A 25,646-nucleotide genomic window follows, 5' to 3' on the forward strand; every position below is an offset into this window, starting at 1 on the left:
GGAAAGCGTCCGACGGCGACTGCCGGCTTAGAGGAAGCGGTCCAGCAAACTGGCCTCGGCCATGCGGCTCAAACCCTCGCGGACCGTGCGTGCGCGCTGGTCGCCGATACCGTCAACAGTCATGAGGTCATCGATGGTGGCTGCCATGAGGTTCTGCAAGCCGCCGAAGTAGTCCACCAGGCGATCGGCGACGGCCTTCGGCACGGACTTGAGGCCGGACAGGAGGCGGTAGCCTCGAGGCTGGACCACGGCGTCCAACTGCTCCACGCCACCGGCGAAGCCAATGATTCCGGCAATCCTGCTCAGATCGATCAGTTCGGTGGGTCCGAGGTTGAGGAGTGCTTGGACGGCTTCTTCAATATCCTCGGGAGTGGCATCGGGGTCTGCGTAGTCGCGGATGATGACATCGCTGCCCGGGCCGCGCCCCATGGTGAGTTCCTCCACCTGCAGCGACAGCAGGCGGCCATCCTCGCCAAGTTCCAGGACGTATTGGGCAATTTCCTCGGAAATCCGCCTGACCATTTCCTGGCGTTGCAGGGTGACGGCGACGTCCCTGACGGTGACCAGCGCTTCGATCTCAAGGGCTGAAAGGGAACTGGTCACTTGGTCCAGCCTTGCGCTGTAACGCTCCAACGTTGCCAGGGCCTGGTTGGCGCGGGCGAGGACCTTCTCCGAGCCCTCCAAGACGTGGCGTAAGCCATTCACATATAGCGCGATGATCTGCATCGACTGGCTGACAGAGATAACGGGAACGCCAGTCTGGATGGCGACGCGCTCTGCTGTTCGGTGCCTGGTTCCGGATTCCTGCGTCTCGATGCTGGAGTCCGGAACGAGCTGCACAGCGGCACGAACGATGTTGCTGGCGTCCTTATCGCAGATGATGGCGCCGTCCATTTTCGCGAGTTCGCGGAGGCGCGTGGGCGAGAACTCGATGCCGATATCGAATCCGCCCGAACAGATGGAGTCGATGGTGCGGTCATAGCCAAGCACAATCAAGGCGCCGGTGCGTCCACGGAGGATGCGCTCCAAGCCGTCCCGTAAGGGAGTTCCGGGTGCGACTCTGGCCAGAGTCGCCTTGAGCGACTCTTCCGGGCTCCGGGCCATAGGGTTTCCCTTCGAAGGTGCAAGCCATGGCTCACAGACAAGCTGAATCCGGCATCCGCGGGCGCTTCGAAAAATGCCCTAATGACGACTAGCACCATGATATGGCTTCCGGGCGCCGTTAACCGCACCAGCAAGCCCCAAAGTGGGTCATTTCGTTATGTACGGGAACCGCCTGAAGGTGCCTTTCCGGGCGTTCTTGGCAAGGGCTGTTTGGGCCGATTGATGGTTGACATGGGCCGATATAACAAATTGGTGTAGATATTCTAGTAATCCACCTGCCGCTTCAACTTATTACCGAGCCACAGCATCGCCAGACTTACCACGAGGAAGCCAACGGAAATCGCAAGGGCAAAGACAACAACGCCGCCCCAGCCCCCTGCCCGGGTGGGGTCGATGAACCAGTAGGGATACCAGTTCACCAAAGCGCCCCGGACCAGGCTGTAGACGAGGTAACCGATGGGATAAAGCAGCCAGTACCAGATGTGGCGGGTCGTCAGGGTTGCCCGCGGCGGTTGGAAGAGCCAATCCACCACCATGACCACAGGGATCAGGTAATGGACCACGAAGTTGACCCACGGAAGGAGTGAGCCCAGGTCCTCGCCGGCAAGCAAAGCTCCGAAGACCAGTCCAACCACGGCCATGGCGATGGTCGCCGTACCGCGGGTGGCGTCATCGATCTCGCTGGGGCGTTTGCGGATGAGGACCCTGTAGCCGCTGATGAGCAGCACCAGGGCCGCGAAGATGTTGGAGAGGTTGGTGAAGTAGCTGAAGAAGTTCCAGACGTCATAGCCCATGCCCAAATGAACCGTCAGCTGTGTTCCCACCGCCACCAACGTCAAAAGGCCGAAGAAAAAGCGTCCCCCAATAAGCACAGTTCTTTTGGTCATGGCCCAATCCTTGCCGAGCCGCATCCCAGTAGCCGCCCGACACCCCGCGAGGATCGCCTTTGGCCTATGTGATCAACAGCTCCAACGCCTCGGCCAGATGCCCCACTTCGCGCACGGAGAAACCTTCCGGGATAACGCCCGCACCGGCAGGGCTGGCAGGGACAATGGCGTGCGTGAAGCCCAGGCGGTGTGCCTCTTGGATGCGCTGGTTGATTCCGGGAACGGGACGTACTTCGCCAGCCAAGCCCACCTCGCCGAACGCAATGAGCCGTTGGGGGAGGGCTTTGCGGGATTTGGCTGACGCAACGGCCAACGCCACTGCGAGGTCGGTGGCCGGTTCCGTCAGCTTCACGCCGCCGACAGTTGCCACATAGGAATCGTCCTTATGAAGCATGCAGCCAGCACGCTGCTGAAGCACTGCGAGCAACATTGCCACCCGGGAGCTCTCCAGCCCACTGGTGGCACGGCGGGGCTGCGAATTGGCGCTCTCAGCGAGAAGGGACTGAACCTCTGCCAGCAGCGGCCTGCGACCCTCCATGGTCACCGTGATGCAGGTTCCGGAGACTGGCTCACGGGTCCGCGAAACGAACAGCCCGCTGGGATCGGCCAACCCCTCGATGCCGGCCTCGTTGAGATCAAAGCATCCGACGTCGTCGGTAGCCCCGTAGCGGTTTTTCACAGCCCGGAGCAGCCGCAGACGGGAGTGGCGCTCGCCTTCGAACTGGCATACGACGTCCACCAGGTGTTCCAGCAAGCGCGGCCCTGCGATGGTACCTTCCTTGGTTACGTGACCCACCAGCAGCGTTGTCATGTTGCGTCGCTTAGCCGCGGAGATGATGGACGCCGCAACTTCCCGTACCTGGGAAACGCCGCCGGCACTACCCTCGACATCCGCACTGCTAAGGGTCTGCACAGAGTCCACGATCAGCAACTTTGGCTCAAGCTTCTCCACTTGGCCCAGCGCCTGTCCAAGATCGGTCTCGGCGGACAGATACAAAGTATGCGCGACCGCGTCAATCCGCTCCGCGCGTAGCTTGACCTGAGCTGCGGATTCCTCGCCCGTGATGTACAGAACGTCCTGCCCGGTGCGGGCAAACTTCGCGGCGACGTCCAACAGCAGCGTGGATTTCCCGACGCCGGGTTCCCCAGCCAGCAGGATGACGGCACCGGGGACGAGCCCTCCTCCAAGGACGCGGTCCAACTCGTCCACACCCGTGGGCAGGAATGCCGCTGTTGTCCCATCCACCTCAGCGATACGGCGGGCGGGCTCCAAAACGGTAGCGGCCGCCGTCGTACGCGCAACGGTGGCGCCGTACTCTTCAACCGTTCCCCACGCCTGGCACTCACCGCAGCGGCCCACCCACTTGATGGCCGTCCAGCCGCATTCGGCGCATTTGTAAGCGGGTGTCTTGGATGCGCGGGAGGTCTTGGAAGCCATGGGTTCAAGGTTAGCCGTGGGGACTGACAGTATTAGCCGCGCGAAGCCTAAAGGGCCGGCAGCACGTCCCGGGCCTCGTCGGATTCCAGTCCGCTTGCCTCCAAAAGGTCCACCATGAGCGGCCGGAACAGCATCACGACGGTTTCGCCCTCAAGCTTCTGAACGTCCAGCATTTTGGGGTGCAGGCGCGAGGCGATGTCGGTCAGCTCGTTGCGGGCGTGACGCATGTGGACGCGGCGGGTTCCCTCGCTCTGCTCCGCCAGGCCAATGGTCAGCTCATCGATCGCTGCCGCAGTCTCCTGCAGTACCTCGGAGATGCTTTCGATTGCTTCGTCGGATAACGCGGCATGGTTGATCGCGCTGGTGAGCCTGCGGGCAAAAACACGGCTGTTACGCAGTGCAAGATCGATGTATTCCAGCGACTGCTCCAAACTGGCAAGCTCGTCGCGGTGCCGGCGGTGGGCCGGAGCCAGAGTGGCTACCTCGCCTGAGGCGCGGAGGGTCTGCCGCATCCGGTCCACCAGTGGTTGGCAGTTGCGGCCGCGGATCAGCGCGTGCCAGGCGATGGTGGAGTCGCTTTCCACCATGGCCTTGGCACACTCGCGCAGCACTTCGGCGAGTTCGTGCAGGATCTTCTGGACGTCCTTGCGCGGCTCCCGGCGCGGATCCTTCGGCACCAAAATAGTCACCAGCAGGGCGAACACGCCGCCCACCACGGCATCCAGGCTTCGCGTGAAAGGCCCGCCGGCCGGCGCCGGCAGCAGCACCACCAGCAGCGACTGGAGACCCAATTGGGTGGTGAAAATCGTCCCGCTGTCCAGGAATCTGGCCAACAGGATAGAGAAAAGAAGCACGACGGCGGCCTGCAGGATCCCAGCGCCCAGCCAGTGGAGCAGGAGGTCACCCACCACGATGCCGAGCGTGCAGCCCAGTCCAACCTCAATAACGCGACGCAAGCGCGGATCACGGGAGAAGCCGAGCGCAATGAGCGAAGAAGTGGCCGCGAACAATGGCCCTTGGTGGCCCAGGATGTATTCCGCGAAAGCATAGGCGCCCACGGCACACACGGTCATCTGAATGGCCGGCGTCAGGGAGTTCCGGCTACGGACCAAGCCCGTCCGGACTCTGGCACGCAGGAACCTCTTGCTTGCAGAAAATCCCTTCGCGGCAGCCATGTCCTCCAGTCTATTTGCCGAACCCGGGCAACGATGACGCGCCGGACGCTACTCGGGGCGCCACGTGGGCCGCGCTCAAGGTGGCGCGCGCCACATAACCCAATGGTCCGCCGTCGTTCACTTTGCGTTCACCTTCCACGTCAGGTCCCGTTACCTGCACTGCTTACCTTCAGTAAAGGCACAAAAGGTCCATAGCTCACGCACGCCGAAATCTCCGTTCGGCCCGCATCAGAGAATCCCTGGAAGGGGTACATCCAAGTGAAGGCAACTCGCTTCGGCCGCAACGCGGCAATCGCGGTCATCGCAGCTGGCGCTCTCGCGCTCACCGCTTGCGGTTCAGACAACGCAACGGGCACCACCGCTGGCACGCAGTCCGCAGCAGCGGGCACCAAGGTTACCGGCACCCTCACCGGCATTGGCGCATCCTCCACCGGCGCAGCCATGGACGCCTGGAAGGCCGGCTTCGCCACTGCCAACCAGGGCGCAACCGTGCAGTACTCCCCGGACGGTTCCGGCGCAGGCCGCAAGGCCATCATCGATGGCTCGGCACAGTTCGCCGGCTCGGACGCCTACCTGAAGGACGAAGAGCTCGAGAGCTCCAAGGCCAAGTGCGGCCCCGAAGGTGCCATCAACATCCCGGTATACATCTCCCCGATCGCCGTCGCCTTCAACGTCCCCGGTGTCACGGACCTGAAGCTCGACGCCGCTACGGTCGCCAAAATCTTCCGCGGCGAAATCGCCAACTGGAATGACCCCGCAATCGCGGCCCTGAACGCCGGCGTTACCCTGCCGGACCTCAAGGTCACCCCCGTGAACCGCTCTGACGACTCCGGAACTACCACCAACTTCACCGACTACCTCGCCGCTGCTGCTCCCGAGGTCTGGACGGACAAAGCTGCAGGCATCTGGCCGGCAACCCTGAAGGGCGAGAACGCCAAGGGCACCTCCGGCGTCGTCAAGACCGTCACCGACACCCCGGGCGCCGTGACCTACGCCGATGACTCCGCTGTCTCCGGCAAGCTGGGCACTGCTTCCATCAAGGTCGGCGAGGAATTCGTCAAAATCTCCGCTGATGCTGCTTCCAAGGCCGTAGAAGCCGGCAAGCCGGTTGACGGTCGCGCTGCCAATGACGTCGCCATCAAGCTGGACCGCAAGACCACTGCCTCGGGCGCCTACCCTGTAGTGCTCGTTTCTTACCACGTCGTATGCACCACGTACGAGACCAAGGCAGTTGCTGACCTGGTCAAAGCCTTCGAAAGCTACGTAGTTTCAGACGAAGGTCAGAAGACCGCCGCTGACGCTGCCAAGTCCGCACCGCTCTCCAAGACGCTGCAGGACAAGGCCAAGGCCGCCATCGAAACCATCAAGGCCAAGGCCTAAGGTTTCCGGCGGGTTTGCCTGAACCCGGCTAAACACTGAAGTTCCCTGTCCCGCGCGGAGTGGCTGTAACGCCGTTCGCGCGGGATAGGGAACTTAGCCATGTAAGACCAGTTCACTGAGACTGAAGGATCGTGAAGTGACCACCAACTCCCTGACAACCTCCCAAGGCGCAGGACGCGCCGGGGACAAGGTTTTCTCCGGGGCCGCCATGGCCGCAGGGTGCCTGATTCTGGCGGTTCTCTTCGGAGTCGCCCTGTTCCTTGTGGTGCAGGCAATCCCTGCGCTCGTCGCACCGCCTGCGGACATCCAGGGCGGCAACGGCTTCTTCGCCTACATCGCCCCGATCGTGGTGGGCACGCTCATCGCCGCTGTGATCGCGCTCGTCATTGCAACCCCCGTGGCAATCGGTGTAGCCCTGTTCATCTCGCACTACGCCCCGCGCCGACTGGCTTCGGGGCTTGGTTACGTTGTGGACCTGCTGGCCGCCATCCCCTCCGTTGTCTACGGTGCCTGGGGTGCGGCGTTCCTGGCCAAGGAAATCTCCCCGGCCTACGACTGGCTCGCCAACAACCTCGGCTGGATCCCGATCTTCCAGGGCCCGGCATCCGCCACGGGCAAGACCATCCTGACCGCCGGCATCGTCCTGTCCGTCATGGTCCTGCCCATCATCACCTCCCTGTCCCGCGAAATCTTCCTGCAGACCCCCAAGCTGCACGAGGAAGCAGCGCTCGCATTGGGAGCAACCCGCTGGGAAATGATCCGCATGGCCGTACTTCCGTTTGGCCGTCCGGGCATCGTGAGCGCCGTCATGCTGGGCCTGGGCCGTGCCCTTGGCGAAACAATGGCGGTTGCACTGGTGCTGTCCTCTGGGGTCTTGACTGCCAGCCTCATCCAGTCCGGCAACCAGACCATCGCCGCCGAAATCGCCCTGAACTTCCCGGAAGCCAGCGGGCTCAAGGTCAACACGTTGATCGCCGCAGGCCTGGTCCTGTTCGTTATCACCCTTGGCGTGAACATGATTGCCCGCTGGATCATCACCAAGCACAAAGAATTCTCGGGAGCCAACTAAATGACCGCCACCGTAGTCCGAAAGCGCTCGGCGCTCACCAAGGGCCAACTGCCCAAGTTCGCTCCTTACATCGTCCTGGCCGTCGCCCTGATCGTGGGCGCAGCCATCCTGGCCCTTATCGGGTTCAACGCCTTCGGCTGGGGCCTTGTCTCCGCGGTGCTGTTCACCATCGGCCTGGTCTCATGGAGCGGCGCCGTTGAGGGTGCCCGCAAGGCCAAGGACAAGCTCGCCACGTGCTTGATTGTCGGGTCCTTCCTGATTGCCCTCCTGCCGTTGATCTCCGTCATCTGGACCGTGCTGGTCAACGGCATTCCCGGCCTGGTAACCCCCGGATTCCTTGGTACGTCCATGAATGGCGTCACCGGCGCATTCGACAACAAGGCAGTGGAGGAAGGCGGTAAGGTCATCGGCGGCATCTACCACGCGCTGCTGGGCACCCTCCAGATCACGCTCCTGGCCACGGTCATCTCGGTCCCGGTGGGTCTGCTCACCGCGATCTACTTGGTGGAGTACGGCAACGACCGTCCCCTGGCCCGCGCCATTACGTTCTTCGTGGATGTCATGACCGGCATTCCCTCCATCGTGGCGGGCCTCTTCGCGGCAGCGTTCTTCTTCGCGGTTGTTGGCCCCGGCACCAAGACCGGTGCGGTAGCCGCCGTCGCGCTTTCCGTCCTGATGATTCCCGTAGTGGTCCGCTCCAGCGAGGAAATGCTCAAGATCGTCCCGAACGAGCTTCGCGAGGCCTCCTACGCGCTCGGGGTGCGTAAATGGCGCACCATCACCAAAGTGGTCATCCCGACTGCGATCTCCGGCATCGCGTCCGGCGTCACCTTGGCGATCGCCCGGGTCATCGGCGAGACGGCCCCCATTCTGGTAACCGCAGGCTTCGCGACCACCATCAACAACAACGTATTCGGCGGTTGGATGGCCTCGCTGCCCACGTTCATCTACACCCAGATCCTGAACCCGACGTCGCCGTCCAACCCTGGCCCCTCGGACCAGCGGGCATGGGGCGCCGCTTTGGTGCTGATCATCCTGGTGATGCTCCTGAACCTCGGGGCCCGCCTCATTGCCCGTCTGTTCGCACCCAAAACGGGACGCTAGCCGGGCCGGTCGCCGGTTTTCCGGGCCTGCCAATCAAACTTCCAGAAACCCCCAAGGAATAAGGAACACCATGTCCAAGCGCATCGACGTCAAAGACTTGAATGTCTACTACGGCAGCTTCCTGGCTGTTGAGGACGTCAACATCAACATTGAAGCCAAGTCCGTCACGGCCTTCATCGGCCCCTCCGGCTGTGGCAAGTCCACCTTCCTCCGCACTTTGAACCGCATGCACGAGGTCCTTCCCGGTGCACGCGTCGAGGGCGAGGTCCTGCTGGACGGCGACAACCTTTACGACCCCGGCGTTGACCCCGTTACCGTTCGCACCCAGGTTGGCATGGTCTTCCAGCGCCCTAACCCGTTCCCCACCATGTCCATCCGCGACAATGTTCTGGCCGGTGTGAAGCTGAACAACAAGAAGATCTCCAAGGGTGAAGCCGATGCCCTGGTGGAGAAGTCCTTGGTTGGTGCCAACCTCTGGAACGAGGTCAAGGACCGCCTGGACAAGCCAGGTTCCGGCCTATCGGGCGGCCAGCAGCAGCGCCTCTGCATCGCACGCGCAATTGCTGTTGAGCCCCAGGTGATCCTCATGGACGAGCCCTGCTCAGCCCTGGACCCCATCTCCACGCTGGCCGTCGAGGACCTCATCAATGAGCTCAAGGACCAGTACACCGTGGTGATCGTGACCCACAACATGCAGCAGGCCGCCCGTGTGTCGGACAAGACCGCGTTCTTCAACATTGCAGGCACAGGCAAGCCCGGCAAGCTCATCGAGTTCGCAGACACCACCAGCATCTTCAACAACCCCGCCCAGAAGGCCACGGAAGACTACGTCTCCGGCCGCTTCGGATAAGGGCCCTGCAGGTTCCGGCTTATTTGGGGGAGCCGGCAATGAACGACGGCGGCCGTCGCCTTGGGGGTACGGCCGCCGTCACTTTCTTATACCCAACTACGTCGCAGCAGAGCGCGTTTTGAGCCTTCATAACGCGCTCTGCTGCGACTTAGTTGGGGAGGACGCTGGGATCGAGCCCGCCCCGGAAAGGTGGGTCCCGCCGTCGGGCGTTAGGTTTTGGCCAGGGGCGAGAAAGCCAACTCAAGGACGAATGCCATGGCCGCCGTAACGAGTGGTGTGGCCACCCAGAACAGGAGAATCCTGCGCACAAGACGCCTGTTGGTGGTGGCGAATCGTTGGTGGGTGCCCGCACCCAGCACGGACGCGGTCAGCGTGTGGGTTGTGGACAGCGGTAGCTGCAGGCCGATGGCGCCGATGAAGAGCATCACGGACGTCAGGGTCTGCGCCACAAATCCTCGAAGAGGGTCCACACGGATCAACTTGTGACCCAGGGTGTGCGAGATCCTCCAGCCACCAAACATGGTGCCCGCTGTCAGCATGATCGCGGTCAGAAGGAGGACCCACAGGGGCAATTCGCTCCCACTGGACAATCCCGCCGCCACCAGCGCCAGCAGGAGAACGGCCGCGGTGCGCTGCCCATCCTGGAGTCCATGGCCGAAAGCCACCGCCGCAGCAGAGACAGCTTGCGCGCGGCGAAAACGCCTGTTGATGACATTCGGCTGGGTATAGCGTGCCGCCCATGTCACCGGCCATACGAGCAAGTACGCCGCCACGAAAGCGATCAAAGGGGACAGGACCAAAGGCAAAGCGACTTGGGTCAGGAGGACGTTGTCCACGCCGTTGATCGTGTTCCCGCCCACCAGCACGCTCGCAGCGCCCGCGCCGATCAGTCCGCCCACAAGTGAGTTGGTGGAAGACAAAGGGATGCCCCGCCACCACGCGTACACGCCCCAGATGATGGAGGCGGCGAGGGCAGATGTCAGCATTGTGAGCCCGCTAATGCCGTTGGGGAGTTTGATCCACGACTGCGTAAACGCGAGCACGAAGCTGCCGCTGAGCATAGCGCCGATGAAGTTGAAAACAGCTGCCAGGAGTACCGCCACCGATGGCGTGAGGGCTCGTGTCCTCGTAGATAGTGCTACGGCATTGGAGACGTCACGGAAGCCGTTGAGAAACGCGAACCCTGAAGCCAAACCCACCACGAGGACCAGGAATGCAACGATCACGTCATGATTCCTTGACGATAATGCTGCCTACCTGCGTGGCGATCTTCCGCATATCCTTGGTCACTTCCACCAACTGGTTGGCGATGTCCCGGTGCCGCGCATACTGCGTGGACTTCATATCCTTCAGCATCTCGGCCACCCACGTGCGGTGGGTTCGCTCGGCACGTTTCGCCAGCCTGAGGATCTCGATCCAGTAGTCCTCAAGTTCGTCGAGGTCTTCGAGCTTTCGCATGGCATCCACCGTCAGCTCGGCTTGGCGGCTGATGATCTCCAGTTGGTCGGCCGCGCGCTTGGGCAGCCGCTCCAGTTTGTAAAGGGCAACCAACTCGCCCGCGGCGTCGAGCTTCTCCATGGCCTCGTTGAGGTGGCGGGACAGGGCGTACATGTCCTCACGGGGGAGCGGGTTCACGAAGCTGGTGCGCATATGCGTCAGGAGCGCAAAGTGCAGGTCCAGGGACTTGGACTCGTGCTCGTGAAGTTCCTCGGTCAGGCGTTCGTGCTCACTGGCCTGGGCGCCGAGGATCTCTGAGAGCGTTCCGGTGGCGGCCACAATGACGCCGGCCATCTGCGCGAGCAGTACGAGCCCGGCAGGTTCCTGGGGGAAAAGGCGCAGCTTCATATCGCTTCCGGGCCGGGGACGGATGGGCTGCGGGCCGCTTGACTTGACGCTTCCCGCTTCGGCCCCAACTTTACCGGTACGACGACGGCCACCGCTAAGTCTGCGCGTATGGCCACGGCTCACATTCAGGGGTGGCTAGCCCGGATCTGTGCCTGGGCATAAAAATGGTGCCGAACCGGATACGCCTCTCGGCGGTAGGCCGCTCGAAGCGGCTATAAGTTGAAGCCCGGGGGTTTCGCGGTTCGGCACCAGTTTCAGTGTTCTACGTCGGTGGGGCTAAGTCAACATTGACAGGTTGGGTCCGACGTGGGTAAATTCGGGGGTTTTTGGACCTTAATCCAGCTCTCCCAACCTCCATGCATTGGCGGCATGCTCGAGGTCCTCGGCAGTCTTTACCAGCTGGTGCGAGTTGCGTGTGAGCTTGCTTGCATGGCTTTCATTGCTGTGCTCCGCCCCGTCCGCCAGGGTCGCCTGGCCGAGCGCCACAACGCGGCAGAATGCAGCAGAACGTTCCAGTGCGACGTCGAAATCGCCGTCGAACGCGCCGGACAAAATAGCGTCCGCCATGGTCTTCATTTCATCTGCTCCGGGCGGCTCTGCAGCTCCAGCAACCACGTTGGATACCTGCGCAGTGTCGCGGCCTGCCCTGAAGTACACCGAGATGCGCTCGGGGTTCTGGATAGTTGCGGCGCGGAGGGCGTACAGCCTCCACAACGCGCCGGGCAGGGAACGGGCGGGGCTTTCGGCCCACATCTCAGCGATGGCTTCGAGACCCTGCTCGTCGGCCAGCTTCACCAAGCGACGGGTGACCTTGGGGTCGTCGCTGTCGCGGCCACGTTTTACGAGCGCCTGCGCCGCCAGGTGGGCAGCCTCGGAGACGCGGGCGGGGTCTGCTCCACCGGCGAACGGTTCGAAATCGATGGGCGCGAAGGGCTTGGGCTTGTGGTGCCTGTTCGCTCCGCCGTACGCACGTGGTCCTGGCTGTTCGCTCATGAGTTCACCGTACTCCTGTGCTCTGATGGGGTCGAGTAACGGTTTCTTGGGCTGCTTCCTTGCTGCCCGGGTGCCTTCCCGACCTACTTTGCCGCCGCAGGTGGGCCGACACGCCGCTGCCGCCGCGCGCCGTCGTCGGCTGTTTGCTCAAAAGAGGTCACGACGCCGCGTGGCCGAGTGCGTTCCTCGACTGGCTTGACGTTGAGGTACAGTATTCATGGCTGTTTGAACAGCTGGAGGGGCCTTTAGCTCAGTTGGTAGAGCATCGGACTTTTAATCCGTGGGTCGTGGGTTCGATCCCCACAGGGCCCACCCTTTCTGCAGGCCGGAGACGTTGAGTCTCCGGCCTGTTTTTGTTCCCGGACTCCCAGGCGCCCGGACCCCAGTCAACGGACAAATCACCGCAGCGCGCAGGGGTGAATTGTCCGTTGGGCGGGGTTCCCCGGAAAAAACTTCTTGACTCGCACACCCCGTCCCCACCACGATAGTTTCTATAACGTTGTAAATTGACTCAATCCACAGCAACCAGACAAGGACGCCCCTTGGGAACTCAGAACCCGGAAACCCCCACCGCCAAAATCACCATCGATCCCGCATTCATCGTGGGTCCCGTCAGGCGGAGGACCTTCGGTGCCTTCGTCGAACACTTGGGCCGATGCGTCTACACGGGCATCTTCGAACCCGAACACCCGAAGGCGGACGAGGACGGTTTCCGTACCGATGTCCTGGAACTCACGAAGGAGCTGGGTGTCTCCACGGTCCGCTATCCCGGCGGCAACTTCGTCTCCGGCTACCGCTGGGAGGACGGAGTTGGCCCAGTGGACCAGCGCCCAACGAGGCTTGACCTTGCGTGGCACTCGAGCGACCCCAACCTGGTGGGCGTGGACGAGTTTGCCAAGTGGTCAGAGAAGGCCGGTGTTGAGCCGATGATGGCGGTCAACCTGGGCACCCGGGGGACGCAGGAAGCGCTGGACATCCTGGAATACTGCAATATCAAAGGCGGCACGGCCCTGTCAGAACAGCGCCAGGCGAATGGCGCCGTCGAGCCCCACAACATCACGATGTGGTGCCTCGGGAACGAGATGGATGGCTTCTGGCAGATCGGCCACAAGAAGGCCGGTGAGTATGCTCGCCTCGCCGCCGAAACCGCCCGCGCCATGCGCATGATCAACCCGGACCTGGAGCTGGTGGTCTGTGGAAGTTCGAGTCCCACAATGCCCACTTTCGGGGAATGGGAGCGCGTTGTCCTCACCGAGACATACGAGCTTGTAGACCTGATTTCCGCGCACCAGTACTTTGAGGACTTCGGGGACCTGCAGGAGCACTTGTCCGCAGGGCACCGGATGGAGGAATTCATCAAGGATCTCGTCTCGCACATCGATCACGTGAAGTCTGCAACCAAATCGGAAAAGCAGGTCAACATTTCCTTCGATGAATGGAATGTCTGGCACGGTTCCCGAGATGAGTCCAAGGCTCCCACAGGCGACGATTGGCCTGTTGCGCCGGTTCTGCTCGAGGATCGCTACACGGTGGCGGACGCCGTGGTGGTGGGCGACCTGCTCATCTCGCTGCTTCGCAACACGGATCGCGTCCACTCCGCCAGCCTCGCGCAGCTGGTCAACGTCATTGCACCGATCATGACTGAGCCGGGCGGGCGCTCCTGGAAGCAGACCACGTTCCACCCGTTCGCGCTGACCTCCCAGCATGCCTCGGGTACGGTGCTGAACCTTGCTGTCGAGTCGCCGAAACTGGACAGCGAAAAGACAGCCGGCTTCAGCTCGCTGTCGGCGGTGGCAACGTACGACGCCGACGCCAAGGAGGTTGTGGTTTTTGCCGTGAACCGTTCGGCCACGGACGCACTCACGCTCGACGCCGCCGTCGGGGGTTTGGGGACCGCCAGCGTCATCGAGGCCGTCACCTACACGAACAAGGACCCGTACTGGCAGGCGACCGCGGATGATTCGACGTCCGTCCTGCCGTCCGAAAACGTCAGTGTAACGCTCGACGGCGGCCGGCTCACCGCCGGGCTTCCGGCCGTGAGCTGGAGCATGATCCGGTTGTTGCTGGATTCCTAGGCGATCGCCTGCGACCCGTCCTGGAAGATCGGATACAGCGAAATCGGTGTGACGGTCGCTTCTGACGGAGCATCTTGGAAAGGCTCCGGCGCCTGTGTTGCGGGCGTCGGAGCCGGTTGCCCGGCCGCGACGATTTCCAGTGATTCCATATCCAGCAGTCTTCGGCTCCCGGTTTCTGCATCCTGAAGCCAGAACAGATCGGTACCTGCGACTGTCTTGAGTACCGTTCCCCGGTGGTAAAGGCGGCCGTTGTGCCACGCCTCTATGTATTCGCCGGCGCTGAGTGCGTGTGGCTCCTCCTTACTGCCCGGCAAGGTGCCAAAGGCCTGCGCCAAGCTGGCCTGCGTCTTCAGCGCCTGGAAAAGATCCCTGTTTGCAGTGCTCATGTTTGCTCCCCTCAGCCGGCTGCTGCCATCTTTGGCCGGTTGGCCTTATGGCTCCAGCCTTCCGCATTCATGTTGCAGGGGCGTTGCAGGCGGATGAGCGCTGTGTGACGGCTAGGAGGGATCGGCTTCGTCGCCTGGAAGATCGGGCCCGGAACCTGCAGAACCAGCCTCGGAACCAGCCGAATCCGAGCGGGGAAGCTCATCAGCATAGGGCGCACGGGGACCGGCTTGGCTATTCAGGAGCTCGTTCGCGGCCATGGCCAAAAGGTCACGCTCCAACTCTGGGATAGAGACCATGCCTTGCAGGTAAGCCTCCACCTCGTATTCGCCCACGGACCCGCCGATGCTGAAGTAACGGAGCCACAAGGTGCTGGTGCTGATCCGCGCGACGGTAAGCGCCGCCAAAAGCCTGCGGCGTTGTTCGGGTTCTTTGCTGTCAAAGCCCATGTCCACCGGCCTGGATCAGGACTGCCCGTGTTCAGGCCATGGGCTCTTTGCCGAAACGATCGGGCGACCCAGCCCTGCGAGGGGAAGCTGTTCCAGGGGAATTTGCGTCTTCGTCATGCTCTCTCCGGCCATCAGGTCGGCGGGCCGACCAAGATGCTGTAATCGCTGGACTCCTGTGTCAGGGCACCAGTCTAATGGTTTTCGCGGCCCGATGCCCGTGTTCAGCAAAGTGCGTTGTTATTCCTCAAAGGCTGCTGAGATCTCGTGCTCACCGGAAATGCGGGCGATGATTCGCATGGCCACTTCCCTGAGCTTGATGTTGCGGTGGCTGGATGCGCTGGCGAGGATCTGGAACGCCGCGTCACGGCTGCAGCGGTTCTGCGCCATGATGATTCCGACGGCGGTATCAATGGTGGTGCGGGATTGCAAAGCTGCGGTGAGATTGTCCCTCGCGTCCCGCAACTGCGAGATCTTCAGGGCCAAGTGCAGCGCCTTTGCCCCGGTTGCCGTAACACGCTCCGCTGCCAGCAGGTCGTCATGGGAAAAGCCATGAGTGCGCGTGGAGTAAAGGTTCACTACTGCCTCTGCAGTGCTGTTCAGTTCCATAGGCAGGGCCAGTATGGAACCCACATTGGTTGCGGCGGCAACACGCATGTATTCGGGCCAGCGTTGCTCGGTGTGAACGTCGGGGACGTGCGTAATTGTGCGCGTTCTAAGGGCCGTAAGGCAGGGGCCATCATCAAAGCTGTTCTGGATCTCATCCAAGTTCCGTGCAAGGGCGTCGCTGTCCGCGATTGCAATCGGCTTTTTCTGTCGAATAACGGTCACACCGCAAGCTATGGTATTGCCAGCCTTGGTCAGTTTTGTGGCCGTCATGGTGGCGAGGTCTTCGAGGAAATCCCGGATGTCGGCGTTTTCGACGAGTAGATCCTGCAGACGGGTCAGGAATTCGGTCAGATCAACGTGGGTCTCATCCGGAACACGAAACGTGGACGGGCTACCCAAATACTGGGTTGGAGACGGCTGGGTTTCTGTCATTGTCTTGTTCCTTGCTACTGTCCCACAGGCCCAGGCTGGCCGTCGGCGCTTAGTTCGTCTATTGCTGTGTCCACAAGCCGCATTTGGCCTGGGGCAAGCCCCAAAAGTCCGTTGAGGTACCCGTCCAACGCAAATTCGTCGGCGTCACCGCCGATGCCGAGATAGTAGGTCCACAAGCGGCTCAGGTTGAGGTTCCTGCCCCGGTAGCGTTCTCCGGCATGCTTGCGCTGTTCGCTATTCCAGCTGGGCTCTGCCCACTTGGGCCTATCGTTCATGGCAATCTGCCGCCCAGGTTGTTCCCGCCCCTGGCGTGTTCCAGGATGTCTCTGGCGACCTCGTGAAAGCACTTGTCGCTGTTCCGGGAGGCAAGTTGCAGGAGCCGAATTGCTGATTCCCGGCTGGAACGGTCATGCATCATGATTACGGAGACGGCGGCGTTCACAACGGCCCGGGATTCAAGTGCGGTCTGCAACTGTTCGGCTGATGGGACTGGCACTGCGTTGTTCTGGGCCATGACGGCCTCAATTCTGCAACGCCAGAGTCCACACTTCTCCGGCTGGGTGGCACTGCGCTCGTGTCCGCGCAAAGCCCGGTTATTCAACCCCGGACCTACACCACCCGAAATCTCCTACTGGTGACACTACGCGCGCGCCCCACCAGAAGATATAGCGGACGCCTACGCATGGTGGAATGGGCTCGCAAAACATCACCAGAATGAAGGTGATCCGGGCGCGACCGTTCCTGGCTACGACCACGAACTTGTGGAGATCCAAGCGGTTGCGGCCGTCATCGGATGACCCAACTTGGGCCTGATCTGCAACGATGTATTCCAGCAACCCCGGCGAACGGATCCGGGGCAGAGGGATTGAAGGAGCACATTGATGGCCGTCACCATGAACGACGTCGCGCGGGCCGCCGGGGTCTCCTTGAAGACGGTTTCCAACGTCATCAACAACTATGAGTTCATCCGGCCAGCTACCAAGCAACGCGTCCTGGCTGCAATCGAAGAACTCGGATACGAAACCAACCTGACGGCCCGCAGCCTCCGTTCCGGCAAGACCAGCATGCTCGGGCTGGTGCTGAGCGACCTCTCCGTTCCGTACTATGCCGAGCTCGCCTCGGACATCATGAAGGCGGCGTGGGCGCGCGGCTACCGGGTCCTTGTTGAGCAGTCCGGCAACGCGGCCGACCACGAAAAGTCTGCACTTCAAGGCCAGTTCCGCAGCCTCACGGACGGGCTCCTCTTCATCCCGCTGTCACTGGATGCGGAGCAAATCATCCAGGCCGCCGGCAAGAAACCGCTGGTCCTGCTGGGCGAATTCGTGCAGGACCCGCGACTGGACATGGTCCTCATCCAAAACCACGAGGCAGCGGCAGCCGTCACCGCGCACCTGCTGGCGGGAGGTCGCCGTCGTATAGCGGTTTTGGGCGCGCACGACGGCGACGCAACCGGCAGTAACGGCCTGCGCCTTAACGGCTACAAAGCTGCGCTCGCTGCCGCCGGTGTGGAGTATGACCCGGCGCTGGTGATCGACTGCGAGTGGCGGCGCGACGGCGGTGCGGACGCGATCGCGCGGCTGCTGGACAGCGGCGTTGGGTTCGACGCCGTGTTCGGTTTGAACGACGTCGTTGCCTTGGGGGCGCTGCACGAACTTCTGGTTCGAGGCAAGCGGGTCCCGGACGACATAGCGCTGGCGGGCTTCGACGACATTGACGAAGCCAGATTCGCGTCGCCGTCGTTGACCACGGTGGAGCCTGGCCGTGCGGAAATTGCGGAGCGCGCCGTCGAACTCCTCATCAACAGGATCGAAGGCAAGGGTTCCCCGGACAAAGTGGAGCAAACGGAAGTGGCGTTCTCGCTGCGCGTCAGGCAGTCCGCGCCGTAGGACGTTACTGTTCTAAGAATGAACCACGCAGTCCCGGACGGAATCGTCACGCCCGCAATCATGATCGACGTCGATGTCCTCGACCGGAATATCCAACGCATGGCATCGAGCATGCTGAGCAGGGGACTGAGGCTCCGCCCGCATGTGAAGACACACAAGACCCTGGAGATCGCGGCCAAGCAGCTCGCGGCTGGAGCGGTTGGGCTCACGGTGGCGACGATCGGGGAAGCAGAGGTCTTCGCGGCCGGGGGTGCCACGGACATTTTCATCGCCTACCCGCTGTGGGTTGAGGCGCACCATGCGGAGCGGCTCAGGAAGCTTGCCAGAACGTGCAGCATCGCGGTGGGCACCGATTCAGTGGAAAGCGCGACGGCGATGGGCCGCCAGCTGGGCGCCGATGCCAGAAGTATTGATGTCCTGATCGAAGTGGACAGCGGGCATCACCGCAGCGGAGTTCTGCCCGAAGAAGTGGTGGACGTTGCGCGCGCGGCCGCGGCAAGCGGCCTGAACATTGCGGGCGTCTTCACATTCCCCGGACATAGTTACAAGCCGGGAATGCCAAGGGATGCAGCGGGTAACGAGAATGAGGCCCTTGGCCGTGCTTCCGCCGCACTGGAGCATGCCGGCTTTGAGGTCCGCACCATCAGCGGCGGCTCCACCCCGACCGCACTGCTCGACGCCGAAACGCTGGCCACCGAGTTGCGCCCAGGCGTCTATGTTTTCGGTGATGCACAACAGCTCGAACTCGAACGGTGCACGTGGGACGAGATCGCGCTGACGGTCGCTGCCACGGTGGTCAGCCGCCACGAGTCCGACGGCGGGAATGTCCGGCGGGTGGTTGTGGACGCCGGCAGCAAGATCCTGGGCAGTGACCGCCCCGATTGGGCCACCGGATACGGGCGCCTGCCCGAATACCGGGAGGCCCGGATTACAGCCCTCTCTGAACACCACGCCACCGTGGTTTGGCCGGACTCTGAGGAGCTGCCGGCACTAGGCACGCGGCTCAGGCTGATCCCGAACCACGTTTGCCTGGCCATGAACCTCGTGGACCAGGTAACTGTGGTTCGTGCGGGCGCAGTGGTGGACACGTGGAAAGTCGCCGCCCGCGGCCGGAACAACTAGCAGTCCTGCCTGATGCTTCATCGGGGTTAAAGACTGTGGCGGCGGGTGGAAATTTACCCGCCGCCACAGCAACTGCCGCTTCGCTTAGGCGATGGAAGTAGGCGGCTGTTCACCCTTGAGCACGGCGAGCGTGTTGTCCGCCGCGAGTACTGCCATGGCCGTGCGTGTTTCCACCGTGGCGGAGCCGAGGTGCGGCACAAGCGTCACGTTCTCCAGTTCCAGCAACCATGGATGCACCTTGGGCTCTTGTTCGAAGACATCCAGGCCTGCGCCCGCGATCTGTTCTTCGCGAAGGGCCAAAGCGAGTGCGGCTTCGTCGATGATGGGTCCGCGTGCGGTGTTGACGAGATAGGCGGACTTCTTCATCGTGGCGAGCTGCTCAGCGCCGATCAGGTGATGCGTTGCCGGCCCGTACGGGCAGTGCAGCGAGACGACGTCGGAGATGGTCAGCAGTTCGTCGAGCTCCACTCGCCGTGCGCCGAGTTCCGCGGCGATGGCGGGGTCGATTTCGCTGCGTGACTGGTAGACGATCTCCATTCCGAAGGCCTTGGCCCGGCGTGCTGTGGCTTGGCCGATGCCACCCATTCCGACGACACCCAGGGTCTTGCCCTGCAGGCTGCTGCCGAGCAGGAAGAACATTCCCCATTTCCAGGCCTGGCCGGAACGGATGAGCCGTTCGCCTTCGCCGAGCCGACGGGTGGCCATAAGGATCAGACCGAACGCGATGTCGGCTGTGGCCTCAGTGAGCACCCCCGGGGTGTTGGTGGCGATGATCCCGCGTTCGGTGCAGGCGGGGACGTCGATGTTGTCATAGCCAACGGCGACGTTCGCGACCACTTTGAGCTGCGGGCCCGCGGCGTCGAGCAGTTCGGCGTCAATGCGTTCGGTCAGCAGGCTCACTATGGCGTCGGCTCCTGCTACGCGGCGCAGAAGTTCCTGGCGGCTGATGGAGTCCGAGCCCTCCCAAGCATCCACCTCGTGTTCGGCGCGGAGCTTCTCGAGTGCCGGTTCGGGCACGCGTCCGGTGACGACTACGCGGCTCATGCCGTCTCGATCCATTCACGCAGGCGGCCCAGGCCATCGCGGATGTCTGGCACTTCGATGCCCGAGTACGCGAGCCGGATGTACTGCCGCTCCTCGCCGGGCAGGCGCCGGCCGAAGTGCTCACGCGTGCAGAAGGAAACCCCGGTCTTGTAGAGGGCGTCGGAAGCGAAGTCGCCGACTGCCGTGTAACCCAGGCGCTGCATGGCCTCTGTGACGTCGGGGAACAGGTAGAACGTGGACTGCGGAACTGCCACGCTCATTCCCGGGATGGCATTGACGATCCCGCAGGCGGTATCCCGGCGTTCCTTCAGGATGTCCAGCATCTGCTGTACCGGTTCCTGGGGGCCACGGAGGGCTTCGATGCCGGCCCACTGCACATAGTGTGTGGTGCACGATTCATCGTTGGTATTCAGAGTGCTGAGCACTTTTGCGATTTCAAGCGGGGCAACGGCACACCCGAGCCGCGAGCCGGTCATGGCGAACTTCTTGCTGAACGTGTAGAGGATGACAGTGCGCTCTGCCATGCCGGGAAGCGACGCGATGGAGCTCGAGACTCCTTCGTAGCGCGTCTCGAAATAGGCCTCATCGGAGAGGACCCAGAGGTCGTGCTCCTGTGCGATCTGTGCGATGGCCTCGCGTTCGGACGCGGTCGACTCGGCAGAGATGGGGTTCTGCAGGTCGTTGTAGATGATCGCGGCTGTGTTCGGGGTGATTGATGCGCGGACCTGGTCGAGGTCGATCGCGAATCCGTCACGTGTGGGCATATAGCGGTAGGGCACAGCGGTGCCGCCCAGGTATTCGATCTGGGATTCGTAGATCGGGAACCCGGGGTTGGGGTAGAGCACCTCCTGGCCTGGGTTCATGACGGCCTGCAGGAACTTGGTGATAACGGGCTTACCGCCGGTCATGACCACCACATTGTCGGGGGAGAATTCCATGCCGCGCCGTGCGCCGAGGTCTTCGGCGAGGGCTTCCCGAAGCTGGGGGATACCGGCGCCGGGGCAGTAGCCCGTGTAGCCATCGGCGATTGCCTTGTTCATCGCCTCAACGATGTGAGGGGCAGTTGGGATATTGATGTCGCCAAGGTGGAAGGGGTACACCAGGTTCCCTTTGGCTTTCCAAGCGGCAGCGGCCTGCGCCACGCTGAACGCAGTTTCGGTGCCCAGGCGTTCGAGCCGGTGTGCGAGTTTCTGCATGTGCTGTTTAACTCCTCATCGAGCTGATCACGGGTTTTCACGTGAAGTACTCAACTAGTATATTAGTGATGTATTAGGCTGTCTATGGATAGGCGGTCATTAAAACAGCGCCCGCAGCGTCTCCCCACAGACCCGTTGATCTGCCACACTCAACCCCATGCAGTCGTTGTTCGACGGACTCCTTAACGCCAGTCCACTGGTGGTGATGTGCATCGTGTTCGCGTTGGTCTTCGCCGAGGATGCCTTGTTTATCGGCTTCGTGATCCCAGGCGAAACCGCCGCGGTAGTCGGGGGTGTCTTCGCCAGCCGGGGTTCTCTTCCCCTGTGGGGCATGATCCTGGTTGTCATCTCCGCAGCCATCCTGGGTGACACTGTGGGTTACGAGATCGGCAAGCACTTGGGTCCGTGGGTCATGGGGTTGAAAATCCTGGACAAGAGACGGGCCCAGCTGCAAAAAGCCGAGGATTTTCTTGCCCGCCGTGGCGGCCTCGCCGTGTTCCTGGGCCGCTTCACAGCCTTTTTTCGTGCAGTCATGCCCGCGCTCGCAGGGCTCAGCCGAATGCCATACCGCCGCTTCGCCATCTGGAACTTCACAGGCGGCATCTTTTGGGGCGGCCTGTTCGTGACCTTGGGATTCATTGCCGGGAACTCGTACGAAGAACTAGCCCGCACAGTGGGGCGCGGTGTCGCTTTGGTGGTGGCCGCCGTCGTGGTTGTCATCCTGGTCGTATGGCAGATCCGAAAGCATCGAGCGGCGGCCAAACCCACAGCCGACTGAGACCCTCTGGAAACGTGGCTGAAACTTCCAGTCCTTACGCTGATCACAAACTGTCCGTACGTGTGCACCCAAGTAGCGGCTTTGAGGAGAATCGATGCATCTTTTGCCCCGTGAGCAGGAAAAACTCATGATCGTGGTGGCCGCCGATCTGGCCAGGCGAAGGCAGGCGCGCGGATTAAAGCTGAACTATCCGGAAGCTATCGCGATCATCAGCTACGAGCTCATTGAGGGCGCCCGGGACGGCAAATCCGTTGCAGAGCTCATGAGCTACGGAACCACATTGTTGCGCCGCGAAGACGTGATGGAAGGTGTGCCCGAGATGATCCACGACGTCCAAATCGAGGCCACATTCCCCGACGGCACCAAGCTCGTCACTGTCCACGCCCCCATTCGATAGGAGCCCCCATGATCCCCGGTGAATACAGGCTGCGCCCCGAGCCCATCGCGTGCAACAGCGGCCGTGAGGCGATCGCCGTCGAGGTTGTCAATCGAGGTGACCGGCCAGTCCAGATTGGCTCGCACTACCACTTCGCGGAGGCCAACCGCGCCCTGGAATTTGACCGTGAAGCCGCTTATGGCCGGCGTCTGGACATCCCCGCCGGCACCGCAGCCCGTTTCGAACCGGGCGACAAGAAGACCGTCCAGCTGGTGGAGTTGACAGGTTCCCGCGAAGTTTTCGGCTTGAGCAACGCTGTCAATGGAAGGCTCGACGGCGGTGCTCGCGTTGGCGGGACCTCCCGCGCAGCGGTGGCTATGACAGACGTGGCTATGGAAGGAGACGCCAAATGAGCTTCGAGCTTCCCCGCCGGCAATACGCCGAGCTGTACGGCCCAACGACAGGTGACGCCATCCGGCTGGCAGACACCGAACTCTTCCTCGAAATCGAGAACGATTACACCGTCTACGGTGAGGAAGTGGTGTTCGGGGGCGGCAAAGTAATCCGCGACGGCATGGGCCAAAACGGCCAGGCGACGCGCTCCGAGGACATCCCTGACACGGTCATCACCAACGTCGTCGTCCTGGACTACTCAGGCATCTACAAAGCCGATGTCGCCCTGAAAGACGGCCACATTTTCAAGATCGGCAAAGCCGGCAACCCTCAGATCATGGACGGCGTGGACATCGTGATCGGTGCCAGCACGGAGATCATCGCGGGCGAACGGAAAATCCTCACGGCTGGCGGCATCGACACCCACATCCACTTCATTTCCCCTGAACAGGTTCCCACTGCACTCTGCAGCGGCGTCACCACGATGGTCGGCGGCGGCACTGGACCGGCGGAAGGAACCAAAGCCACCACCATCACGCCCGGATCCTGGCATATCTCGCGGATGCTCCAGGCCGCCGAAGGCCTCCCCATCAACATAGGCCTGTTCGGCAAGGGCCACGCGTCCGCCGTCGAACCCCTCGCAGAGCAGATCCGCGCAGGTGCCGTCGGGCTCAAAGTCCACGAGGATTGGGGCTCCACCACGTCGTCCATCGACATGTCCCTGCGCGTGGCCGACGAATACGACGTCCAGGTAGCCATCCACACCGACACCCTCAACGAGTGCGGTTTCGTGGAAGACACCATCAAGGCGATCGACGGCCGGGTCATTCACACATTCCACACCGAGGGCGCCGGCGGTGGCCACGCGCCGGACATCATCAAGATTGCCGGGCTACCCAACGTGCTTCCGGCCTCCACGAACCCCACGTTGCCGTACACCAAGAACACCATCGAAGAGCACCTGGACATGCTCATGGTCTGCCACCACCTCAACCCGGACATCCCCGAAGACGTGGCTTTCGCGGACTCCCGCATCCGTGCCGAAACCATCGCAGCCGAGGACGTCCTTCACGATCTCGGCGTCTTCGCCATTACGTCCTCGGACTCGCAGGCAATGGGCCGCGTAGGCGAGGTGATCATCCGGACCTGGCAGGTGGCCGATGCCATGAAACGGCAACGAGGGGTTCTACACGATCCGTCCGGGGCTGTGCATGGTTCTGCTGGATTAGACAACTTCCGGCTCAAGCGCTACGTAGCCAAATACACGATCAACCCCGCCATCGCCCAGGGCATGGCGGACGTCATTGGCTCCGTGGAAGAGGGAAAGTTCGCGGACCTGGTGTTGTGGGACCCCGCGTTCTTCGGAGTAAAACCCGAGCTCGTCATCAAAGGCGGGCAGATCGCCTACGCACTCATGGGCGACTCAAACGCCTCCATTCCCACGCCCCAACCCCGCACCATGCGGCCCATGTTCGCCACCTATGGGCGAGCACTCCAACAGACGTCCATCACGTTCCTCTCCAAAGCAGCGATCGACGCCGGAGTGCCGGCCGAACTGGGACTCGAACGCATCATCAAGCCCGTCACCGGCATCAGAAACCTGCGCAAAGCCGACCTGAAGTTCAACGGCGAAACCCCGGACATCGTCGTCGACCCCGAAACCTACAAGGTGACAGTGGACGGCGTCGAAGCCACCTGCGAACCCTCCGACGTGCTGCCCATGGCGCAGCGCTACCACCTCTTCTAAACATCATCCCGGAGACCAAATGATTATCGAAAAGATCCTCGGCAACCTCCACGAACAGCCCGACGCCTATGCTGGCCGCCACAAAGAAAAAGTCGTCCTCCCCAGCGCCCTGCTCGTCAAACGCATCCAACGCGTCACCACCGACCATGGCAAAGAACTCGGCATCCGACTCCCCACCGGATCAGGCGACCTGCGCGACGGCGACATCCTCGCCGCCGACGACACCAACCTCATCGTCATCTCCGTGCTGCCCACAGACGTCCTCGTGATTGCGCCGCGAAGCATCCACGAAATGGGGGTCGTCGCACACTCCCTCGGCAACCGGCATCTGCAGGCTCAGTTCTTTGACTCTTCATCCGAGTACGGCGCTGAAGTCATGGTTTGTCAGTATGACCACACTGTCGAGGACTATCTGAAGCATGTGGGCGTCCCCTACGACAGGCAAGAGCGGGTCATGCCGGTGCCTTTTCGCCATGCTGAGCATTCGCACTAAAGCTGTGCTTCGTGTCAGGTTGGGTGTGCGCGCTTGCGCTCCGCTGGGAAGGGGGCCGTGCCCGCTCCGCGATGCCCGCCACGCCGCGGCCCCCTTCCCAGCTCCGCTCCAGCGCGCGGTCCTCACCTTCGGCGGTGCGCTTTGAGTGCGGGATATCAGCTGGCTCTTCAGCAATTGACTGACTCTGCGTTGCCTACGGGGGCGTTCGCTCATTCTTTGGGGTTTGAGAGCTACATACATCGTGAGCTGGTTCGTGATGAGGGGTCGTTTGGGGTTTGGCTTTCCTTGTTTGTGGGGCAGCAGTTGACTTATTCGGAGGGGTTGGCTTTGCGGTTTTTGTATGAGGGGGTGGATGTTGGTTTGTTGGATTCTGTTCTTTCCGGGCAGTTGTTGGCTCGGGAGGTTCGGGAGGCTTCTTTGAAAATGGGTGGGCGGCTGTTGGAGATTGGCGGGGAGGTATTTCCGTCGGGGGACTTGGAGGACTATCGGGAGTTGGTTGGGCGGGGGGAGTGTGGGGGGCATCAACCTTTGGCGTTTGGGGTGATTGCGCGGTCGCTGAAGGTTCCTTTTGAGGAGGCGCTTGCTGCCTATTTGTTTGCCACCGTTACTTCCCTGACGCAGAACGCCGTCCGCGCCATACCGCTCGGGCAGAATGCCGGGCAACGGGTACTTCGGCACGCGCACGACGCCGTTGCTACCGCCGTCGAGGTTGTAGCACAACTGTGCTGGGACGACTTTGGGGCCGTGAGCCCCGGACTTGAAATTTCACAAATGCGGCACGAGCGGCAACGCGCCCGCATGTTCATGAGTTAACCCAGGA

Annotated in this window: 27 protein-coding genes and 1 tRNA gene; 14 read left to right on the top strand and 14 right to left on the bottom strand. The window is 62.1% G+C overall.

Annotated elements, in window-relative coordinates; genetic code table 11:
• Nucleotides 1-27: 27 nt before the first annotated feature.
• From disA to AC1DD7_RS22105, 4 genes are all read right to left on the bottom strand, one after another.
• The gene (gene disA, locus AC1DD7_RS22090; protein WP_431117477.1) at nucleotides 28-1,104 is read right to left on the bottom strand and encodes a DNA integrity scanning diadenylate cyclase DisA; all 1,077 of its coding nucleotides are present in this window, start codon (nucleotides 1,102-1,104) and stop codon (nucleotides 28-30) included.
• Nucleotides 1,105-1,367: 263 nt separating this feature from the next.
• Entirely contained in the window at nucleotides 1,368-1,991 is a 624-nt protein-coding gene (locus AC1DD7_RS22095; RefSeq protein WP_477516562.1) for a Pr6Pr family membrane protein, read from the bottom strand.
• 64 nt (nucleotides 1,992-2,055) lie between these two features.
• The gene (gene radA / locus AC1DD7_RS22100; RefSeq protein ID WP_354231738.1) at nucleotides 2,056-3,429 is read right to left on the bottom strand and encodes a DNA repair protein RadA; all 1,374 of its coding nucleotides are present in this window, start codon (nucleotides 3,427-3,429) and stop codon (nucleotides 2,056-2,058) included.
• 47 nt (nucleotides 3,430-3,476) lie between these two features.
• Nucleotides 3,477-4,604 carry an FUSC family protein gene (locus tag AC1DD7_RS22105; protein ID WP_477516563.1) on the bottom strand — a complete coding sequence of 376 codons (1,128 nt, stop codon included), beginning with the start codon at nucleotides 4,602-4,604 and terminating at the stop codon, nucleotides 3,477-3,479.
• Nucleotides 4,605-4,862: 258 nt separating this feature from the next.
• Here AC1DD7_RS22105 and pstS point away from each other — a divergent pair, with 258 nt between their 5' ends.
• The 4 genes from pstS (at nucleotide 4,863) to pstB (ending at nucleotide 9,007) form a co-directional block, all read left to right on the top strand.
• Nucleotides 4,863-5,984, top strand: coding sequence for a phosphate ABC transporter substrate-binding protein PstS (pstS, locus tag AC1DD7_RS22110; RefSeq protein WP_477516564.1), 1,122 nt, complete (start codon nucleotides 4,863-4,865; stop codon nucleotides 5,982-5,984).
• Between the two features lie 136 nt (nucleotides 5,985-6,120).
• A complete protein-coding gene (pstC, locus tag AC1DD7_RS22115) occupies nucleotides 6,121-7,053 on the top strand; it encodes a phosphate ABC transporter permease subunit PstC (protein ID WP_477516565.1) in 933 nt (310 codons plus the stop codon).
• Nucleotides 7,054-8,157 (top strand): phosphate ABC transporter permease PstA, encoded by a 1,104-nt coding sequence (pstA, locus tag AC1DD7_RS22120; protein ID WP_477516566.1) that lies wholly within the window; start codon nucleotides 7,054-7,056, stop codon nucleotides 8,155-8,157.
• A gap of 70 nt (nucleotides 8,158-8,227) precedes the next feature.
• Nucleotides 8,228-9,007, top strand: coding sequence for a phosphate ABC transporter ATP-binding protein PstB (gene pstB, locus AC1DD7_RS22125; RefSeq protein WP_431117483.1), 780 nt, complete (start codon nucleotides 8,228-8,230; stop codon nucleotides 9,005-9,007).
• A 209-nt stretch (nucleotides 9,008-9,216) separates the two neighbouring features.
• Here pstB and AC1DD7_RS22130 read toward each other — a convergent pair whose 3' ends face one another.
• The 3 genes from AC1DD7_RS22130 to AC1DD7_RS22140 form a co-directional block, all read right to left on the bottom strand.
• Nucleotides 9,217-10,233, bottom strand: coding sequence for an inorganic phosphate transporter (locus tag AC1DD7_RS22130; protein ID WP_477516567.1), 1,017 nt, complete (start codon nucleotides 10,231-10,233; stop codon nucleotides 9,217-9,219).
• A gap of 1 nt (nucleotide 10,234) precedes the next feature.
• The gene (locus AC1DD7_RS22135) at nucleotides 10,235-10,852 is read right to left on the bottom strand and encodes a DUF47 domain-containing protein (RefSeq protein ID WP_431117485.1); all 618 of its coding nucleotides are present in this window, start codon (nucleotides 10,850-10,852) and stop codon (nucleotides 10,235-10,237) included.
• Between the two features lie 333 nt (nucleotides 10,853-11,185).
• Entirely contained in the window at nucleotides 11,186-11,845 is a 660-nt protein-coding gene (locus AC1DD7_RS22140; protein ID WP_431117486.1) for a hypothetical protein, read from the bottom strand.
• A 239-nt stretch (nucleotides 11,846-12,084) separates the two neighbouring features.
• Between AC1DD7_RS22140 and AC1DD7_RS22145 the strand changes: the two genes are divergently transcribed.
• Together AC1DD7_RS22145 and arfA are read left to right on the top strand one after the other, a co-directional pair.
• A tRNA-Lys gene (locus AC1DD7_RS22145) sits at nucleotides 12,085-12,157 on the top strand.
• A 230-nt stretch (nucleotides 12,158-12,387) separates the two neighbouring features.
• Nucleotides 12,388-13,920, top strand: coding sequence for an arabinosylfuranosidase ArfA (gene arfA / locus AC1DD7_RS22150; protein WP_477516568.1), 1,533 nt, complete (start codon nucleotides 12,388-12,390; stop codon nucleotides 13,918-13,920).
• On the opposite strand, the gene AC1DD7_RS22155 is transcribed toward arfA, so the two are convergent.
• The 5 genes from AC1DD7_RS22155 to AC1DD7_RS22175 form a co-directional block, all read right to left on the bottom strand.
• Nucleotides 13,917-14,306 carry a hypothetical protein gene (locus AC1DD7_RS22155; RefSeq protein WP_431117488.1) on the bottom strand — a complete coding sequence of 130 codons (390 nt, stop codon included), beginning with the start codon at nucleotides 14,304-14,306 and terminating at the stop codon, nucleotides 13,917-13,919. The genes arfA and AC1DD7_RS22155 overlap by 4 nt on opposite strands.
• Before the next feature lie 111 nt (nucleotides 14,307-14,417).
• The gene (locus AC1DD7_RS22160; RefSeq protein WP_477516569.1) at nucleotides 14,418-14,753 is read right to left on the bottom strand and encodes a hypothetical protein; all 336 of its coding nucleotides are present in this window, start codon (nucleotides 14,751-14,753) and stop codon (nucleotides 14,418-14,420) included.
• Between the two features lie 237 nt (nucleotides 14,754-14,990).
• Nucleotides 14,991-15,791: an ANTAR domain-containing protein gene (locus AC1DD7_RS22165; RefSeq protein ID WP_477516570.1), complete on the bottom strand. Its 801-nt coding sequence runs from the start codon at nucleotides 15,789-15,791 to the stop codon at nucleotides 14,991-14,993.
• A gap of 14 nt (nucleotides 15,792-15,805) precedes the next feature.
• Nucleotides 15,806-16,066, bottom strand: coding sequence for a hypothetical protein (locus tag AC1DD7_RS22170; RefSeq protein WP_477516571.1), 261 nt, complete (start codon nucleotides 16,064-16,066; stop codon nucleotides 15,806-15,808).
• Entirely contained in the window at nucleotides 16,063-16,305 is a 243-nt protein-coding gene (locus tag AC1DD7_RS22175; protein ID WP_477516572.1) for an ANTAR domain-containing protein, read from the bottom strand. Before AC1DD7_RS22175 ends, AC1DD7_RS22170 begins: the two co-directional genes overlap by 4 nt.
• Before the next feature lie 367 nt (nucleotides 16,306-16,672).
• Between AC1DD7_RS22175 and AC1DD7_RS22180 the strand changes: the two genes are divergently transcribed.
• Both AC1DD7_RS22180 and AC1DD7_RS22185 read left to right on the top strand, forming a co-directional pair.
• Nucleotides 16,673-17,677, top strand: coding sequence for a LacI family DNA-binding transcriptional regulator (locus tag AC1DD7_RS22180; RefSeq protein WP_477516573.1), 1,005 nt, complete (start codon nucleotides 16,673-16,675; stop codon nucleotides 17,675-17,677).
• Between the two features lie 18 nt (nucleotides 17,678-17,695).
• The gene (locus AC1DD7_RS22185) at nucleotides 17,696-18,799 is read left to right on the top strand and encodes a D-TA family PLP-dependent enzyme (protein ID WP_477516574.1); all 1,104 of its coding nucleotides are present in this window, start codon (nucleotides 17,696-17,698) and stop codon (nucleotides 18,797-18,799) included.
• Between the two features lie 84 nt (nucleotides 18,800-18,883).
• On the opposite strand, the gene AC1DD7_RS22190 is transcribed toward AC1DD7_RS22185, so the two are convergent.
• Entirely contained in the window at nucleotides 18,884-19,843 is a 960-nt protein-coding gene (locus AC1DD7_RS22190; RefSeq protein WP_477516575.1) for a 2-hydroxyacid dehydrogenase, read from the bottom strand.
• Nucleotides 19,840-21,039 (bottom strand): pyridoxal phosphate-dependent aminotransferase, encoded by a 1,200-nt coding sequence (locus AC1DD7_RS22195; RefSeq protein ID WP_477516576.1) that lies wholly within the window; start codon nucleotides 21,037-21,039, stop codon nucleotides 19,840-19,842. The genes AC1DD7_RS22190 and AC1DD7_RS22195 overlap by 4 nt, the downstream gene beginning before the upstream one ends.
• A 157-nt stretch (nucleotides 21,040-21,196) precedes the next feature.
• Here AC1DD7_RS22195 and AC1DD7_RS22200 point away from each other — a divergent pair, with 157 nt between their 5' ends.
• From AC1DD7_RS22200 to AC1DD7_RS22225, 6 genes are all read left to right on the top strand, one after another.
• Nucleotides 21,197-21,817 carry a DedA family protein gene (locus tag AC1DD7_RS22200; protein ID WP_477516577.1) on the top strand — a complete coding sequence of 207 codons (621 nt, stop codon included), beginning with the start codon at nucleotides 21,197-21,199 and terminating at the stop codon, nucleotides 21,815-21,817.
• A 94-nt stretch (nucleotides 21,818-21,911) separates the two neighbouring features.
• Nucleotides 21,912-22,214 carry an urease subunit gamma gene (locus tag AC1DD7_RS22205; protein WP_442006588.1) on the top strand — a complete coding sequence of 101 codons (303 nt, stop codon included), beginning with the start codon at nucleotides 21,912-21,914 and terminating at the stop codon, nucleotides 22,212-22,214.
• A gap of 8 nt (nucleotides 22,215-22,222) precedes the next feature.
• Nucleotides 22,223-22,606 carry an urease subunit beta gene (locus AC1DD7_RS22210; protein WP_442006587.1) on the top strand — a complete coding sequence of 128 codons (384 nt, stop codon included), beginning with the start codon at nucleotides 22,223-22,225 and terminating at the stop codon, nucleotides 22,604-22,606.
• Nucleotides 22,603-24,333 (top strand): urease subunit alpha, encoded by a 1,731-nt coding sequence (gene ureC, locus AC1DD7_RS22215; RefSeq protein ID WP_477516578.1) that lies wholly within the window; start codon nucleotides 22,603-22,605, stop codon nucleotides 24,331-24,333. Before AC1DD7_RS22210 ends, ureC begins: the two co-directional genes overlap by 4 nt.
• A gap of 19 nt (nucleotides 24,334-24,352) precedes the next feature.
• Entirely contained in the window at nucleotides 24,353-24,826 is a 474-nt protein-coding gene (gene ureE / locus AC1DD7_RS22220) for an urease accessory protein UreE (protein WP_477516579.1), read from the top strand.
• A 141-nt stretch (nucleotides 24,827-24,967) separates the two neighbouring features.
• The gene (locus tag AC1DD7_RS22225) at nucleotides 24,968-25,639 is read left to right on the top strand and encodes an urease accessory protein UreF (protein ID WP_477516580.1); all 672 of its coding nucleotides are present in this window, start codon (nucleotides 24,968-24,970) and stop codon (nucleotides 25,637-25,639) included.
• Nucleotides 25,640-25,646 lie beyond the last annotated feature (7 nt).

Source organism: Paenarthrobacter sp. 10L412 (assembly GCF_056395565.1).

Bases quoted from the DNA above. Each gene is read 5' to 3' on its own strand.
- AC1DD7_RS22160 (WP_477516569.1), bottom strand. From the start codon at position 14,753: ATGGGCTTTGACAGCAAAGAACCCGAACAACGCCGCAGGCTTTTGGCG.
- AC1DD7_RS22190 (WP_477516575.1), bottom strand. From the start codon at position 19,843: ATGAGCCGCGTAGTCGTCACCGGACGCGTGCCCGAACCGGCACTCGAG.
- AC1DD7_RS22140 (WP_431117486.1), bottom strand. From the start codon at position 11,845: ATGAGCGAACAGCCAGGACCACGTGCGTACGGCGGAGCGAACAGGCAC.
- AC1DD7_RS22175 (WP_477516572.1), bottom strand. From the start codon at position 16,305: ATGGCCCAGAACAACGCAGTGCCAGTCCCATCAGCCGAACAGTTGCAG.
- radA (WP_354231738.1), bottom strand. From the start codon at position 3,429: ATGGCTTCCAAGACCTCCCGCGCATCCAAGACACCCGCTTACAAATGC.
- AC1DD7_RS22205 (WP_442006588.1), top strand. From the start codon at position 21,912: ATGCATCTTTTGCCCCGTGAGCAGGAAAAACTCATGATCGTGGTGGCC.
- AC1DD7_RS22200 (WP_477516577.1), top strand. From the start codon at position 21,197: ATGCAGTCGTTGTTCGACGGACTCCTTAACGCCAGTCCACTGGTGGTG.
- AC1DD7_RS22105 (WP_477516563.1), bottom strand. From the start codon at position 4,604: ATGGCTGCCGCGAAGGGATTTTCTGCAAGCAAGAGGTTCCTGCGTGCC.
- AC1DD7_RS22165 (WP_477516570.1), bottom strand. From the start codon at position 15,791: ATGACAGAAACCCAGCCGTCTCCAACCCAGTATTTGGGTAGCCCGTCC.
- disA (WP_431117477.1), bottom strand. From the start codon at position 1,104: ATGGCCCGGAGCCCGGAAGAGTCGCTCAAGGCGACTCTGGCCAGAGTC.
- AC1DD7_RS22135 (WP_431117485.1), bottom strand. From the start codon at position 10,852: ATGAAGCTGCGCCTTTTCCCCCAGGAACCTGCCGGGCTCGTACTGCTC.
- AC1DD7_RS22180 (WP_477516573.1), top strand. From the start codon at position 16,673: ATGGCCGTCACCATGAACGACGTCGCGCGGGCCGCCGGGGTCTCCTTG.
- ureE (WP_477516579.1), top strand. From the start codon at position 24,353: ATGATTATCGAAAAGATCCTCGGCAACCTCCACGAACAGCCCGACGCC.
- AC1DD7_RS22095 (WP_477516562.1), bottom strand. From the start codon at position 1,991: ATGACCAAAAGAACTGTGCTTATTGGGGGACGCTTTTTCTTCGGCCTT.
- AC1DD7_RS22170 (WP_477516571.1), bottom strand. From the start codon at position 16,066: ATGAACGATAGGCCCAAGTGGGCAGAGCCCAGCTGGAATAGCGAACAG.
- pstA (WP_477516566.1), top strand. From the start codon at position 7,054: ATGACCGCCACCGTAGTCCGAAAGCGCTCGGCGCTCACCAAGGGCCAA.
- pstB (WP_431117483.1), top strand. From the start codon at position 8,228: ATGTCCAAGCGCATCGACGTCAAAGACTTGAATGTCTACTACGGCAGC.
- AC1DD7_RS22155 (WP_431117488.1), bottom strand. From the start codon at position 14,306: ATGAGCACTGCAAACAGGGATCTTTTCCAGGCGCTGAAGACGCAGGCC.
- AC1DD7_RS22195 (WP_477516576.1), bottom strand. From the start codon at position 21,039: ATGCAGAAACTCGCACACCGGCTCGAACGCCTGGGCACCGAAACTGCG.
- AC1DD7_RS22185 (WP_477516574.1), top strand. From the start codon at position 17,696: ATGAACCACGCAGTCCCGGACGGAATCGTCACGCCCGCAATCATGATC.
- AC1DD7_RS22210 (WP_442006587.1), top strand. From the start codon at position 22,223: ATGATCCCCGGTGAATACAGGCTGCGCCCCGAGCCCATCGCGTGCAAC.
- ureC (WP_477516578.1), top strand. From the start codon at position 22,603: ATGAGCTTCGAGCTTCCCCGCCGGCAATACGCCGAGCTGTACGGCCCA.